The 14007-nt window shown below is 50.2% G+C and carries 13 protein-coding genes; 4 read left to right on the plus strand and 9 right to left on the minus strand.

Features of this window, described 5'->3' with window-relative positions:
- Nucleotides 1-311: 311 nt before the first annotated feature.
- From hxpB to hutC, 8 genes are all read right to left on the minus strand, one after another.
- On the minus strand, nucleotides 312-965 hold the full coding sequence (gene hxpB / locus FH974_RS07070) for a hexitol phosphatase HxpB (protein ID WP_047885318.1): 654 nt from the start codon (nucleotides 963-965) through the stop codon (nucleotides 312-314).
- 361 nt (nucleotides 966-1326) lie between these two features.
- Entirely contained in the window at nucleotides 1327-2196 is an 870-nt protein-coding gene (locus FH974_RS07075; protein WP_207103623.1) for a fructosamine kinase family protein, read from the minus strand.
- A 214-nt stretch (nucleotides 2197-2410) separates the two neighbouring features.
- Nucleotides 2411-3943, minus strand: coding sequence for a histidine ammonia-lyase (gene hutH, locus FH974_RS07080; RefSeq protein WP_047885320.1), 1533 nt, complete (start codon nucleotides 3941-3943; stop codon nucleotides 2411-2413).
- A 25-nt stretch (nucleotides 3944-3968) separates the two neighbouring features.
- Nucleotides 3969-5669 carry a urocanate hydratase gene (hutU, locus tag FH974_RS07085; protein ID WP_047885321.1) on the minus strand — a complete coding sequence of 567 codons (1701 nt, stop codon included), beginning with the start codon at nucleotides 5667-5669 and terminating at the stop codon, nucleotides 3969-3971.
- 83 nt (nucleotides 5670-5752) lie between these two features.
- Nucleotides 5753-6766, minus strand: a complete 1014-nt coding sequence (gene hutG, locus FH974_RS07090; RefSeq protein WP_207103624.1) for a formimidoylglutamase — start codon at nucleotides 6764-6766, stop codon at nucleotides 5753-5755.
- Nucleotides 6756-7994, minus strand: coding sequence for an imidazolonepropionase (gene hutI / locus FH974_RS07095; RefSeq protein WP_207103625.1), 1239 nt, complete (start codon nucleotides 7992-7994; stop codon nucleotides 6756-6758). The genes hutG and hutI overlap by 11 nt, the downstream gene beginning before the upstream one ends.
- A 300-nt stretch (nucleotides 7995-8294) precedes the next feature.
- Nucleotides 8295-8681, minus strand: coding sequence for a hypothetical protein (locus tag FH974_RS07100; protein ID WP_207103626.1), 387 nt, complete (start codon nucleotides 8679-8681; stop codon nucleotides 8295-8297).
- Between the two features lie 334 nt (nucleotides 8682-9015).
- Nucleotides 9016-9723, minus strand: coding sequence for a histidine utilization repressor (gene hutC, locus FH974_RS07105; protein ID WP_047885325.1), 708 nt, complete (start codon nucleotides 9721-9723; stop codon nucleotides 9016-9018).
- A 364-nt stretch (nucleotides 9724-10087) separates the two neighbouring features.
- Between hutC and thrS the strand changes: the two genes are divergently transcribed.
- The 4 genes from thrS to rplT all read left to right on the plus strand — a co-directional run bounded on the left by thrS (nucleotide 10088) and on the right by rplT (nucleotide 13258).
- Nucleotides 10088-12019, plus strand: a complete 1932-nt coding sequence (thrS, locus tag FH974_RS07110) for a threonine--tRNA ligase (RefSeq protein ID WP_047885326.1) — start codon at nucleotides 10088-10090, stop codon at nucleotides 12017-12019.
- Nucleotides 12020-12022: 3 nt separating this feature from the next.
- Nucleotides 12023-12574, plus strand: a complete 552-nt coding sequence (infC, locus tag FH974_RS07115; RefSeq protein ID WP_084712557.1) for a translation initiation factor IF-3 — start codon at nucleotides 12023-12025, stop codon at nucleotides 12572-12574.
- A gap of 96 nt (nucleotides 12575-12670) precedes the next feature.
- On the plus strand, nucleotides 12671-12865 hold the full coding sequence (gene rpmI / locus FH974_RS07120) for a 50S ribosomal protein L35 (protein ID WP_047885328.1): 195 nt from the start codon (nucleotides 12671-12673) through the stop codon (nucleotides 12863-12865).
- A gap of 39 nt (nucleotides 12866-12904) precedes the next feature.
- Nucleotides 12905-13258 (plus strand): 50S ribosomal protein L20, encoded by a 354-nt coding sequence (gene rplT, locus FH974_RS07125; protein WP_007469869.1) that lies wholly within the window; start codon nucleotides 12905-12907, stop codon nucleotides 13256-13258.
- A 305-nt stretch (nucleotides 13259-13563) separates the two neighbouring features.
- Here rplT and FH974_RS07130 read toward each other — a convergent pair whose 3' ends face one another.
- Complete coding sequence (locus FH974_RS07130; protein WP_047885329.1) at nucleotides 13564-14007, minus strand: hypothetical protein; 444 nt, start codon at nucleotides 14005-14007, stop codon at nucleotides 13564-13566.

The following is a 14007-nucleotide window of genomic DNA, read 5'->3' on the forward strand; positions in this document are numbered from 1 at the left end:
AAAGTCATACTTAACTTTTGCAAACCGGATATGTCGAGGCTTGCCTTGCCCTCACAACACATACTCTAGCGGTGGCGATTCCTTTTTGCCTCAAATTAACCGGAAACTTTGACCCGCTGAAAAGTTTTGGGGCAGCGGAAAGCAGATCTGAGTTAAGTTTATGAAAAATCCCAAATCTTTAAGGTTTTTACCTTACCGATACTGTAAATAATAGGTCATGTTTGCCACAATTTCTCTGGTTAGTGGCGCGGTGGAAATGTGCAACATATCAGGTGAGATACATTGCACACTGAAACAGACGGTGGGGCAGGTTAGATAGCAGCGAAAAGCTGCTGATTTACTTCGAGTAGCGAGTTAAGTTTGCGATCGGCAATTGCCCAGCGCGGGTCATGGGCGAAAGCGGCATCAGGCACGGCTATCCCTTTCATTTGTGCGGCTTTCGCGGCCAGTAGGCCGTTGACTGAATCTTCAAACGCCACACAGGCTTGCGGCATCACACCTAATGCATCCGCAGCATTAATGTAGACTTCCGGGTGGGGTTTCCCAAAGCGCAAGTGTTCGGCAGACAGTACGGCCTGAAATTTACCGGTTAGCGACAGTGAATCGAGCGTTGACTGGATCAACCGCATCGGCGATGACGATGCCAGCGCGATTTTCAGTCCCATTTCTTCACAGGTCGCAATGGCTTCCAGCACACCCGGAAGCATGGGTTTGTGCTCTTTGATCAACTCCTCAACTCGGCAGACAATCATCTCTGTGACTGTCGGAACATCGTGGCCTTGCCAAGGTTGTCGCTGATACCAGTATTCAACCACCTGATCGATGCGCAGGCCCATCGTTCTGTGAGTATCTTCCAGGGTAATGCTGACTCCGACAGAGGAAAAAATATCCACCTGAGCGCGTTGCCAGAAAGGTTCAGAGTCGACCAGCAGGCCGTCCATATCAAATACTGCAGCTTGTAACATGAGACATGTTCCCTTGTGGGCTCGATAACACCATACAAATCGGGCAGGCCGGTCAGCTTGCCGGTTTGTCATTCAGAGCACCAAAAGTAACACAAATCCAGACGGGATGTCAGGGTACGAAATGCCAGAGCAGAAAGAACAGAATCGAAAGCACCGAGTAGCCAGGCCTAAGCAGATAGACCTGAGTGGTAGATAGGCCTGAGTAGTAGATAACGGGGTAGTAGAAAGAGCAGAGCTGAAAAGCGAGAGTAAGCCTTTCAGCTCTTGGCCCACATTCTTGGCGTACCAGTGCCGATGCATAATTGCATCGGCGTTATCCGGGAACACAGTCAAAGAATACCGACGTTAGGGGAAGGCTGGACTAACCTTCGAGTAACCCCAGTTCATCAATCATGCGCTCTGCCTGAGCGATATATGTGCCGCCGAACAGATTGCAGTGGTTGAGAATGTGGTACAGGTTATATAGCGGCTTGCGGGATTCATAGCCTTCATCCAGCGGCCAGACTGACTGATACCCCTCATAGAAGGTGGGAGGAAACCCCCCGAACAGTTCTGTCAGCGCAATGTCACATTCCCGATCGCCCCAGTAACTGGCCGGATCGAAGATGATCGGCCCATTCACGGTGACGGCTGCATTTCCCTGCCAGAGATCCCCATGAAGGAGGGATGGTTTGGGCTGGTGGTTCATCAAAAGCTCAATCACTTTGCCGGTGATGGTATCAATATTGCCAAACGAGATACCTTTTTCATTGCACAGTTGAAGTTGCCAGGCAATACGTTGCTCAGCAAAGAATCGGCACCAGCGGCGACGCCAGTTATTGGGCTGTGGTGTCAGTCCGATATAGTTATCGATATCAAAGCCATACTCGGGCTGATCCCCCCAGGCGTGCAGACGCGCCAGTTTCTGGCCGAGTGTAAAGCCGGATTCGTTATCGAGCACTTTGGTGGGAAGATAATTGAGGATCAGAAACGATTTGTCTTTGCTGGTCCCGAGGTGAATACAGCGGGGAACCAGAATACAGTCAGCTTCGTTGAGGATATGCAGGCTCTCCGCCTCGGTTTCAAAGAGCGAGAGCTGATCACGGTCATTCATCTTCACAAAGAAGCGTTCATTACCATCACCAATGCAGTAGCATTCGTTGATATCACCGCCTTCGACGGGCTCCTTTTCAATGATCCTGAAGGGTCTGTCCAAAACATCAGAAAGTTGGTGAGAAATCGCTTGCCACATAGCATCCTCCACGTCACTTCACGTTGTTGGTGAGGCTGTTGCCTACTCAACATAGTAGCCCATTTAGCCGTGCAAGAAGTGGGTATCTATCAAGGTTTTACATCTGGCACTGACAAAAAAGTGAAACAGAGAGACATTTGGAGTGTGACTAACAGAAAAAAAGCCGGAGAAAACTCCGGCTTTACAGGAAGAAATGAAAGAATCTACGAAGAGATTACAGGCTCGGCAACAGCTCTTCTGGCATCAGGTTGTTGTACTGAGCTTCAGCCAGCAACTGGTTGGCTTTCTCGATATCCGGTGCAAAGTAGCGGTCTTTATCGTAAAAGCTCACGCGTGCACGCAACATCGCTTTAGCTTGTTCCAGACGCTCAGAGCTGCGGTTCGGATGACGGAAATCCAGACCCTGTGCCGCGGCCAGCAGTTCAACAGCCAGAATACCGCGGGTGTTGTCGCCCATGTCTTTCAGGCGACGACCAGCGAACGTGGCCATTGAAACGTGGTCTTCCTGGTTGGCTGAGGTTGGAAGGCTGTCAACCGACGCAGGGTGGGCCAGGGTTTTGTTCTCACTTGCCAGTGCCGCAGAGGTGACCTGAGCAATCATGAAACCGGAGTTAACACCGCCGTTGTCTACCAGGAACGGTGGCAGTTTACTCAGGCTGCTGTCGATCAGCAGGGCCATACGACGCTCTGACAGGCTGCCGATTTCTGCAATCGCCAGAGCCAGGTTATCGGCTGCCATCGCAACAGGTTCCGCGTGGAAGTTACCACCGGAGATGATGTCACCGTCTTCAGCGAAAACCAGCGGGTTATCAGACACTGAGTTAGCTTCCACTTCCAGCACATCTGCAGCGTGACGAATTTGCTGCAGACAAGCGCCCATCACCTGTGGCTGGCAACGCAGTGAGTATGGGTCTTGCACTTTTTCACACTGCTGGTGAGAAAGGCCAATTTCACTGTCCATATCCAGCAGATGGCGGTAGGCTGATGCCGCATCAATCTGGCCACGGTGGCCGCGGACACGGTGAATACGTGGGTCGAACGGGCGACGACTGCCCAGCGCTGCATCAACGGACATGGCGCCACAGACAGTACCGGCTGCGTACAGATCTTCTGCCGCAAACAGTCCTTCCAGGGCAAACGCGGTAGAAGCCTGCGTCCCGTTCAGCAGAGCCAGGCCTTCTTTTGGCGCCAGTGTGATCGGCTCCAGACCGGCAATTTTCAGTGCTGCTGCACCGCTGATGATCTCGCCGTTATGGCGTGCCTGGCCTTCGCCAAGCAGCACGGTGCTCATGTGAGCCAGTGGTGCCAGGTCACCAGATGCACCCACTGAGCCTTTCTTCGGAATGCACGGGTAGATTTCTGCGTTCACCAGTGTGATCAGTGCGTCGACAACTAGCGGGCGGATACCGGAATAGCCACGAGCCAGGCTGTTGATTTTCAGTGCCATCATCAGACGTACTGTGCAGTCGTCCATGAACTCACCGATACCGGCAGCGTGAGACAGTACGATACTGCGCTGCAGGGTTTCCAGATCTTCCACCGCGATACGGGTGTTGGCCAGCAGGCCAAACCCGGTATTGATACCGTAAACGACTTTGTCTTCTTTAATAATGTTATCGACAACCTGAGTACTGGTCAGCATGTCGTCATAAGCGTAATTAGCCAGTGACAGTGTCACGCGTTGACGGCTGATTTTACGAAGCTCTTTTAGTGACAACTTGCCTGGTTGAATTTCTAGCTGGTACATACTACGTCCTTATGGTTATCGAAGATTATTTCTGAGTAGATGGAATCATTGGTAGATCCAGGTTCTGCTCTTCGGCGCACTTAATAGCGATGTCGTAACCGGCATCGGCATGGCGCATTACGCCTGTGCCTGGGTCATTGCGCAGAACACGACCTACACGCTCTGCGGCATCATCGCTACCGTCACACACGATAACCATACCAGAGTGTTGCGAGAAGCCCATACCTACGCCGCCGCCGTGGTGCAGAGATACCCAGGTTGCGCCTGATGCGGTGTTCAGCATGGCGTTTAGCAGTGGCCAGTCGGAAACGGTATCCGAGCCGTCCATCATGCCTTCAGTTTCACGGTTCGGGCTGGATACTGAACCTGAATCCAGGTGGTCACGACCGATGACGATTGGCGCTTTCAGCTCACCGTTTTTGACCATTTCGTTGAACGCTTTACCCAGACGGGCACGGTCTTTCAGACCGACCCAGCAGATACGCGCTGGCAGACCCTGGAACTGGATGCGCTCGCGAGCCATGTCCAGCCAGTTGTGCAGGTGCGGGTTGTCGGGGATCAGCTCTTTCACTTTCTGGTCTGTTTTGTAGATGTCTTCCGGATCACCAGACAGGGCAGCCCAACGGAACGGCCCAACGCCTTCACAGAACAGCGGGCGGATGTAAGCAGGGACAAAGCCCGGGAAATCGAATGCGTTTTCAACGCCTTCTTCCAGTGCCATCTGACGGATGTTGTTACCATAGTCAACTGTTGCTGAGCCGGCTTTTTGCAGATCAAGCATCGCCTGAACCTGAACCGCCATCGACTCTTTTGCGGCTTTCATGACCGCGGCTTCGTCCTGAGTACGCATTTCAGCCGCGTATTCCATAGACCAGCCCTGAGGCAGGTAACCGTTTAGCGGGTCGTGTGCGGAAGTTTGGTCAGTGGTACAGTCAGGTACGATACCGCGGCGCACGACTTCCGGGAACACATCAGCAGCGTTACCCAGCAGGCCGACAGACACAGGTTTACCGGTTTGTTTCGCTTCTTCGACAATCGCCAGAGCTTCGTCCAGAGTTGTTGCTTTACAGTCAACGTAACCGGTACGCAGACGGTAATCGATGCGGCTTTCATCACACTCGACAGCAATCATTGAGAAACCCGCCATGGTTGCAGCCAGCGGCTGAGCGCCACCCATGCCACCCAGACCACCGGTCAGGATCCAGCGACCAGATGCATCGCCGTTGAAGTGTTTATTCGCCATTGCCACGAAGGTTTCGTAGGTGCCCTGAACAATGCCCTGAGAGCCGATGTAGATCCAGCTGCCTGCTGTCATCTGGCCGTACATCATCAGGCCTTTCTTATCCAGCTCGTTAAAGTGTTCCCAGTTCGCCCAGTGAGGCACGATATTGGAGTTGGCAATCAGGACACGTGGTGCATTGCTGTGTGTTTTGAATACACCAACCGGTTTACCTGATTGCACCAGCAGTGTTTCATCGTCTTCCAGCCGCTTCAGCACTTCGACAATCTTGTCGTAACATTCCCAGTTACGCGCTGCACGGCCGATACCCCCGTAAACCACCAGTGAATGCGGGTGTTCTGCCACATCCGGATGCAGGTTGTTCATCAGCATACGCAGCGGGGCTTCAGTCAGCCAGGATTTCGCATTCAGTGTTGTCCCCGTTGGGGCCTTGATAGTACGGCTCTCATCCAGGCGCGAATGTGTGTGGGATGTCGATTGTGTCATGTGGCTCTCCTTGCAAAGCTGCCCGTTATGTAATGGTATGAGTGGGCAGCGTTCTGTCGTTGAATTGATTAACTCAAAAGTCCTTATCGCAGGTTGCGGGCGACGGTCCATGCCAGTCGGGCGGCAAGCCTAGCGGTTTGGTTGTCGATGTCGAAACGCGGGTTATATTCCGCCATGTCGAACACCAGAATTTTGCTGTTACCCTGTGGCGTTTTCGCCGCCAGAATGGTTTTCAGTAGTGGCTCAATAATGTCGAATGACACGCCGCGAGCGGCAGGAGCACTGACTCCCGGTGCTGTCGCCGCCGGAAACACGTCGAGATCGATCGTGAGATACAGATAGTCGCATTGGTCGATAAACTGACCGAGAGACTCCTGAATATCCGGCAGATTAGCCTGCGTCATGTCTTCATCGTCGCGGTACAGCACGCCCAGGGCGTCTGCTTTTTCATACAACGCCTGCGTGTTGCTGGTCCTGCTCAGACCCAGACAGGCGTAACGGAACGGCCAGTTGTTCATTTCGCAGAAGCGGGCAATCTGGTGGAACGGTGTGCCTGAGCTGCCTTTCTGAGATTGCGTGCCCGCTGGCGGGTTACGCAGGTCAAAGTGCGCATCAAAATTGATGATGCCAATGCGCGGGGCCTTTCTTGGTTCACCATTATCTGAACCGTCAACCGCATGTTGTTTTTGCAGCAGGTAGTTGCCGATCCCTTGGAACGAGCCCCATGCCACTTCATGACCACCGCCGAACACCATCACTTTATGGCGCTGGCGCAGGGCATGGCAGACATCTTCACCAAGACGATGCTGGGCCAGTTCAAGGTTGCCGTCATTACAGCTGATATCGCCGCCGTCGTAGACTGGCTCCTGGTGGTGCCAGGCAAGGTTAGCGAGGACTTTGCGAATGGCGACTGGGGCGTCATAGGCGCCTGTGCGGCCTTTATTGCGTGATACGCCTTCATCGCAGGCGAAGCCCAAAATCATGATGCCTTGTTCATTAGCCTGATCAGCCGGCTGCACTTTCTGGTGCCAGCGCAAGCCTTTTGCGCCATCTTCAGGATCAGTCCGGCCTTGCCAGACATGCATATCAACGGCCATGGTGTGCTCCAGTTACTGCTGGTTGGAAAAAGAGGTGCCCGTCTACCACCCGGAATTTCAGATCCGGAACGCCAATTCGATATGACAGTTCGGCAGGGTGGCTGACAGACCAGACGGCAAGGTCTGCATCCATGCCTACTTTGATCTGGCCGCGGCTATCACTGACGCCCAATGCCTGTGCAGCATGCTGTGTGACACCGCGCAGGGCCTCTTCCGGCGTCAGTCGGAACAGCGTACAAGCCATGTTCATCATGGCGCGCAGTGAGGCCAGTGGCGACGTTCCGGGATTAAAGTCGGTGGAAATGGCCATTGGTACCTGATGGCGACGCAGTGCTTCAATTGGCGGCTGTTGAGTTTCCCGCAGGAAGTAAAATGCCCCAGGGAGCAGCGTGGCGACGGTGCCGTGCTGAGCCAGTGCCTCAACGCCTTGCTCGTCCAGGTATTCGATATGATCTACAGACAGCGCGCCCATTCTGGCCGCAATCGCACTACCGCCAAGGTTGGACAGTTGCTCCGTGTGACCTTTAATGGCCAGACCATGTTGCTTAGCCGCTTCGAAAACGCGCTGACACTGGGCAGTCGAGAAGCCGATACCTTCACAGAACACGTCAACGGCGTCTGCCAATTGCTCTTTGGCCGCGACAGGAATGATTTCCTGACAGATAAGGTCGATATAACCATCGGCATTATCTTTAAACTCCGGTGGCAGAGCATGTGCGGCAAGCAAAGTTGTGGACACTTTGATGTCAGCCTGCTGGCCTATTCGGCGCGCCACGCGCAGCATTTTCAGTTCACTGTCCAGTGTCAGGCCATAACCGGATTTAATTTCTACCGATGTGACACCATCATTTTTCAGACCTTGCAGACGTTCGCAAGCCAGTTCATATAGCTCTTCTTCTGAGGCATTGCGGGTTGCATTGACGGTGGCAAGTATGCCGCCACCGGCCTTGGCAATGGTTTCATACGGCACGCCATTCAGGCGTTGCTCAAACTCATTTGCGCGGTTACCGGCAAACACCAGATGGGTATGACAGTCAATCAGCCCCGGGGTAACCAGTGCGCCATGGCAATCAATCACTTCCGGATGGCCGTGGCAGTCATAGTGATCCGCATGACCGGCAAAGGCGATTTTGCCTTGCTCGATTCCAATCATAGCGTTGTCAATGATCTGGTAGCCCGTGTCCGGCATCATGGTGACCATCTTCAGGTTTGTCAGCACTCTGTCCATTTACATGCTCTGGTAAGGTGGTTGTTTATGTATATACAAATTATTAGTCAACAATAGGGTCAAAGACAAGAGATTGTGTAAATGAAATGTGATCAAAATGGCAATAAATCGATACTAACGCAATTTTGATAGTGCTTTATGACCAGGATGAAAGCCCGCCAAACGTGGCTGTCATCGAGTTTGGGAGGAAATGTCGTCAAGGAAGATAGTCAAATGGGGAGCTGTAGTTTGCGAGGTGGCTGAAAGGGAGGAAGGCATGTGAATGGGGGGCTTTGGCTTGCCTTTATCCCCTAACTCTAATTACTCAACAGTTTCAAAGTAGAACTTGTAGTCATGTACACCGTCTATCTGAATGCCTTTTTCTCTTAACTCAAGGTACTGCTGAATCTTAATCGTTCTGAAATCCATAGCCTTCAGCGCAAGGATTATCCGTAGTTCATCCATTGACCGTGACTTAGCAGCAGAGCTGCAGGTACCACAGATAACATGAGCCTTTGCTTTAAAACCAAGCTTATCAAGCCAGTTAAGCTCTTTCGGTTCTTTATGCATACCACAGAAGTAACAGCGGTTGTCTTGCTTCAATGCGGCCTGTTCCCTTGAAGCTTTAGGGCTAAGTGATTTTTTGGGTGGGGTAGTGTTGCTCTTCTTACTACCACTGAACATCGAGAACTGAACGACATTAGACATTTGGATAACTCTTACTCATCAAATACTCATCAAAGTGTATTCGTTTAATTGACTGCGTATAACGACACGTCATTATTACATGTCTTTGTATCCTATTTCTTGTGCAATCAACTAATCAAAGTACCATTAACGTATAAATGGTACTTATTACAGAGTATAAATGTCCGAACGAATGTGATCGGCTCGAGCAAGACCCGATATTCATTTAGGCGAGCTGTGCACTATTACCATGCATTGATGTTTTGCTATTACGCAAAGTCACTGACTCCGTTCTGTCCAATTCTATGCATCAGTCACCGCACAAAAAGGTATCGCAATGTTTGAATCGCAGTACTTAAACCACCTTGGTTCTGGAGCTGAGCTTGTACTTATTCCCCGGATGATAGAGCAGGGCAGTACTGATCAGGTTCTTATTACTCCAGGTACGGCGGTTCAGTAACAGGCAGGGGGATTGCGGGCTGATGTGCAGTAAATCCGCGATACGCTTGTTGGGCAGCAAGGCCTCAACGGTATGCTCGATGTCACTCAGCGGACAGGCTTGTACCAGATACTCGTTCGGCGTTTGAGTGGAGAAGTCCTGTGAGATGTAGTCCGGCGCATAGTCAGGATTTACCCAACGTTCCTCAAGCTGAATAGGGACGTCATTTTCATAATGAACAATTTGGGTAAAGTACACCTCGGTACCGTGCCTGACCCCGAGCCTGAGAGCGACCTCATCGGTGGCTTTAATCGTTGATTGCAGAATCACATCACTGGAGTAAGCATGGCCTCGATTCTTCACTTCTTCAGCAATATTACGAATTTCCATTAGCGGCGATTCTGCTTTTTTATGGCAGACGAAGGTGCCCAGGCGAGGAGTACGCTCAAGTAAGCCCTCGTTCACCAAATCGCGAATCGCTTTATTGGCGGTCATCCGACTGACGGAGAATTGCTCCGACAACATGATTTCGGTCGGCAGCTTATATCCCGGCGGCCATTGCCGAGAATGGATCTTATCTAATAGGTATTGCTTGATTTGAAGGTAACGCGGTGACTGAGCCATAACTGTAACTTTCCAATTGCCTATACAAATGAAAGCAAGTTTCTTTCGCTATAGCAAGTAAAAATGCCTCGAAGTGGGGCGTTTGTCATGGCTATGTAACTGAAAAGTGACTTGATTTGTTGAGAAATAATAACATTACGTCTTTCGTGGGTATAAGGGTGAAATTATGTCTAATTATTTCCGCTCTGGCTTTGCATTCTGTGACAGGCGTTTGTTATAGTGGCGCTCTGCCTTTGCATTGGGATATTGCTCAGTATTGCGGTATCGGTGTAATTGGCCTTCACTCATTAAGCTTATCAAAGCTTTACGTTTAAATTGAACATGTCTTGCTTGGTGTGCAAGACCACTGTTAAAGGATAAATACATGCCTGTAATTACTCTTCCTGACGGCAGTCAGCGTCATTTCGACAACCCAGTTTCAACTATGGAAGTCGCAGCATCAATCGGTCCTGGCCTTGCTAAAGCAACCATCGCCGGTCGTGTGAATGGTCAGCGCGTTGATGCGTGTGATCTGATCGAAGAAGATGCGAGCCTTGAAATCATCACCGTTAAAGATGAAGTCGACGGTCTTGAGATCGTTCGTCACTCTTGTGCGCACCTTCTTGGCCACGCATTGAAACAGCTGTACCCGCAAGCCAAAATGGCTATCGGTCCGACCATCGACAACGGTTTCTACTACGACATTGATCTGGACGAGTCGCTGACGCAAGAAGATCTGGAAAAGATCGAAGCGCGTATGCAGGAGCTGGCGAAGACAAAGTACGAAGTTGTTAAGAAAAAAGTCAGCTGGCAGGAAGCACGTGATACGTTTGAATCACGTGGCGAACCATACAAGATGGAAATCCTGGATGAAAACGTATCTCGCGATGATCGTCCTGGCCTGTACCATCACGAAGAATACGTCGATATGTGTCGTGGTCCACACGTTCCACATATGGGCTTCTGTCAGCACTTTACTCTGCTGAACGTAGCCGGTGCTTACTGGCGTGGTAACAGCGACAACAAGATGTTGCAGCGTATCTACGGTACGGCTTTCCACGATAAGAAAGCCCTGAAGGCGCACCTGACTCGTCTTGAAGAAGCCGCTAAGCGTGACCACCGTAAACTGGGTAAACAGCTTGACCTGTTCCACATGCAGCAGGAAGCTCCGGGTATGGTGTTCTGGCACCACAACGGTTGGTCTATCTTCCGTGATCTGGAAGTTTTCGTTCGTGACAAACTGAACGAATACGGTTACCAGGAAGTGAAAGGTCCGCTGATGATGGACCGCGTTCTGTGGGAACGTTCAGGTCACTGGGACAAATATGCAGATGCGATGTTCACCACGTCTTCTGAGAACCGTGAATACGCGATCAAGCCAATGAACTGTCCGGGTCACGTTCAGATCTTCAACCAGGGTCTGAAGTCTTACCGCGATCTGCCGCTGCGTATGGCGGAATTCGGCTCTTGTCACCGTAACGAACCATCAGGCGCACTACACGGCATTATGCGTGTACGTGGCTTTACTCAGGATGACGCACACATCTTCTGTACTGAAGCTCAGGTACAGCAGGAAGTGACATCTTGTATTAAGATGGTTTACGACACATATCAGACTTTTGGTTTCGACAACATCGTTGTGAAACTGTCTACTCGCCCAGAGAAGCGTGTAGGTTCTGACGAAATGTGGGATAAAGCTGAGTCGGATCTGAAACTTGCGCTAGAATCTATGGAGATTCCTTACGAGATTCAAGAAGGTGAAGGTGCGTTCTATGGTCCTAAGATTGAATTTACTTTGCATGATTGCCTAGATCGAGCTTGGCAGTGCGGTACAGTTCAGTTAGACTTCGCACTTCCTGAGCGTCTTGGCGCAACTTACGTAGGTGAAGATAACGAGCGTCACACGCCGGTTATGATTCACCGTGCGATTCTTGGTTCTCTTGAGCGTTTCATCGGTATCCTTATCGAAGAGTATGCAGGTTTTTTCCCGACCTGGTTGGCTCCTCAGCAGGCCGTTGTGATGAATATCACGGACAGTCAGGCTGAATATGTACAACAAGTGGTCGAAAAACTGCAAAAAAGTGGAATTCGAGTCAACGCAGACTTGAGAAATGAGAAAATTGGCTTTAAAATCCGCGAACATACTTTGAAGCGAGTACCTTACATGATTGTCTGCGGTGACAAAGAAGTCGAAGCAGGCGAAGTAGCGGTACGTACTCGCAAGGGTAAAGATTTGGGTAAATTTAAGATTGACGATCTTGTTGCTTACCTGCAGCAAGAGATTAGCAGTCGCAAGCTCAACGTTTTGGAGGACTAAGGTATTAAAGGCGGAAGAAGAACACAAGCACCAGTAAAGCAAAACCCACACCGTATCAACGGCGAAATCCGTGGCGTACGTGAAGTTCGTCTTACTGGTCTCGATGGCGAATCAATTGGTGTTGTTTCCATCGAAGAAGCAATTACTACTGCTCATGAAGCAGGTGTGGATCTGGTTGAAATCAGCCCTAATGCCGAGCCACCTGTCTGTCGTGTGATGGACTATGGCAAGTACCTGTTCGAAAAGAGCAAGGCTGCTAAAGAGCAAAAGAAAAAGCAAAAACAAATCCAGGTTAAGGAAGTTAAATTCCGTCCTGGTACAGACGAAGGCGATTATCAGGTAAAACTGCGCAACCTGACTCGCTTTTTGGAAGAGGGCAACAAGGGTAAGGTCACACTGCGTTTCCGCGGTCGTGAAATGGCCCACCAGAGTCTTGGTATCGAGCTTCTTAACCGAATTAAGGATGACCTTGGCGACCTAGCGGTTGTTGAGAGCTTCCCGAATAAGGTTGAAGGTCGTCAAATGACGATGATGCTTGCCCCTAAGAAGAAGTAATTACGGCATTCAAGTAGCAAAGGCGCTGCTTAACCGCAGCGCTTTTTGTTCGCCTGATTACTATGTTATTAACAATCAACAATGCGGAGTCTCATCATGCCTAAGATGAAATCCAACAAAGGTGCTGCTAAGCGTTTCAAGAAAACTGCTGGTGGTTTTAAGTACAAGCACGCGACTAAACGTCACATCCTGACTAAACGTACTACTAAGAACAAGCGTCAGCTTCGTCCAAACGCTATCCTTCCTGCATGTGAAGTGGCAGCAGTTGCACGTATGCTTCCGTTCGCTTAATCGTTTTTAGTTATAAATTTATTTAGTTAGGAGTCTCCTATGCCTCGCGTAAAACGTGGTGTACAAGCACGTGCACGTCACAAAAAAGTTCTTAAACAAGCTAAAGGTTACTACGGTGCACGTTCACGTGTTTACCGCGTAGCTTTCCAAGCAGTTACTAAAGCTGGTCAGTACGCTTACCGTGACCGTCGCAACAAGAAACGTACTTTCCGTCAACTGTGGATCGCACGTATCAACGCTGCAGCTCGTCAGAACGGTATGTCTTACAGCCGCTTCATCAATGGTCTTAAGAAAGCATCTATCGAGATCGATCGTAAGATCCTTGCTGACATCGCTGTATTCGACAAAGCGACTTTCACTGTTCTAGTTGAAAAAGCGAAAGCTGCACTGTAATTTCAGTCAGTTTTGATGAGGAAAGGAGAGCTTCGGCTCTCCTTTTTTCTTTTGTGCTTTGTACAACTGGCAGAGCAGCATTAAGCATTCAGTTATCTCTGCTGTGTTTTCCCTGAGCAGTTCCGCTCCCCCTGAGTTTCATCTCTTCTTTTTACCCGATGTTTTTACGCGTCGGTCTAAACTTCTACGCATCGCTCTGATAAGCCGGTAAAGCAGGCCGCTTGTATCCTTACCGTTTTGCTGCGGACTGTATTCAGTCATTCATCACGCACTCCCTTTACTGATAAAAAACTGATAGATAGAACTTACATAAAACGCGCTAGTAGCGCCGCATTCTGTAATAGGCAGCATTCAAGCTTAGTTTCCAGAACCAGTGTCAGAGAGCTCTGAGCCGTTGGGATGGTACGACGTTGCTGTAGGCAACCTAATTTAATGAGATCGTGCGTTGTCTTTAATTGGGTTTCTGTCTTGGTTATCTGTTTTAGCAACGCTTTTTCTCTGCCTCTTAACCGAGCAAGGCGATGTTTAGCTGTCATTGTTTGTTCAATCATCTTGATGAAGCTGGTTGAACTTGTATTTGTTTGGGGAGCTGGCTCCAAGGCAGATTCAATAGCGGACTCGCGGCTAAAAATGTCTTGGGCCACTTGAGCTTGTTTTCCTTCAAGCTGTTGCTTTTGGCGGTTGAGTTGGCGCAGCAGCAGCCGAAGCTGCCGCTGTTGTTTTATAAGGGAATATAAATGCGTGTTCAT

The organism is Photobacterium ganghwense, from assembly GCF_017329545.1.
GTDB classification, from domain to species: Bacteria; Pseudomonadota; Gammaproteobacteria; order Enterobacterales; family Vibrionaceae; genus Photobacterium; species Photobacterium ganghwense.

What these genes read in the sequence shown, in the direction of transcription:
- hxpB (WP_047885318.1), bottom strand. Translation starts at nt 965, where the DNA reads ATGTTACAAGCTGCAGTATTTGATATGGACGGCCTGCTGGTCGACTCT.
- FH974_RS07075 (WP_207103623.1), bottom strand. Translation starts at nt 2,196, where the DNA reads ATGTGGCAAGCGATTTCTCACCAACTTTCTGATGTTTTGGACAGACCC.
- hutH (WP_047885320.1), bottom strand. Translation starts at nt 3,943, where the DNA reads ATGTACCAGCTAGAAATTCAACCAGGCAAGTTGTCACTAAAAGAGCTT.
- hutU (WP_047885321.1), bottom strand. Translation starts at nt 5,669, where the DNA reads ATGACACAATCGACATCCCACACACATTCGCGCCTGGATGAGAGCCGT.
- hutG (WP_207103624.1), bottom strand. Translation starts at nt 6,766, where the DNA reads ATGGCCGTTGATATGCATGTCTGGCAAGGCCGGACTGATCCTGAAGAT.
- hutI (WP_207103625.1), bottom strand. Translation starts at nt 7,994, where the DNA reads ATGGACAGAGTGCTGACAAACCTGAAGATGGTCACCATGATGCCGGAC.
- FH974_RS07100 (WP_207103626.1), bottom strand. Translation starts at nt 8,681, where the DNA reads ATGTCTAATGTCGTTCAGTTCTCGATGTTCAGTGGTAGTAAGAAGAGC.
- hutC (WP_047885325.1), bottom strand. Translation starts at nt 9,723, where the DNA reads ATGGCTCAGTCACCGCGTTACCTTCAAATCAAGCAATACCTATTAGAT.
- thrS (WP_047885326.1), top strand. Translation starts at nt 10,088, where the DNA reads ATGCCTGTAATTACTCTTCCTGACGGCAGTCAGCGTCATTTCGACAAC.
- rpmI (WP_047885328.1), top strand. Translation starts at nt 12,671, where the DNA reads ATGCCTAAGATGAAATCCAACAAAGGTGCTGCTAAGCGTTTCAAGAAA.
- rplT (WP_007469869.1), top strand. Translation starts at nt 12,905, where the DNA reads ATGCCTCGCGTAAAACGTGGTGTACAAGCACGTGCACGTCACAAAAAA.
- FH974_RS07130 (WP_047885329.1), bottom strand. Translation starts at nt 14,007, where the DNA reads ATGAACACGCATTTATATTCCCTTATAAAACAACAGCGGCAGCTTCGG.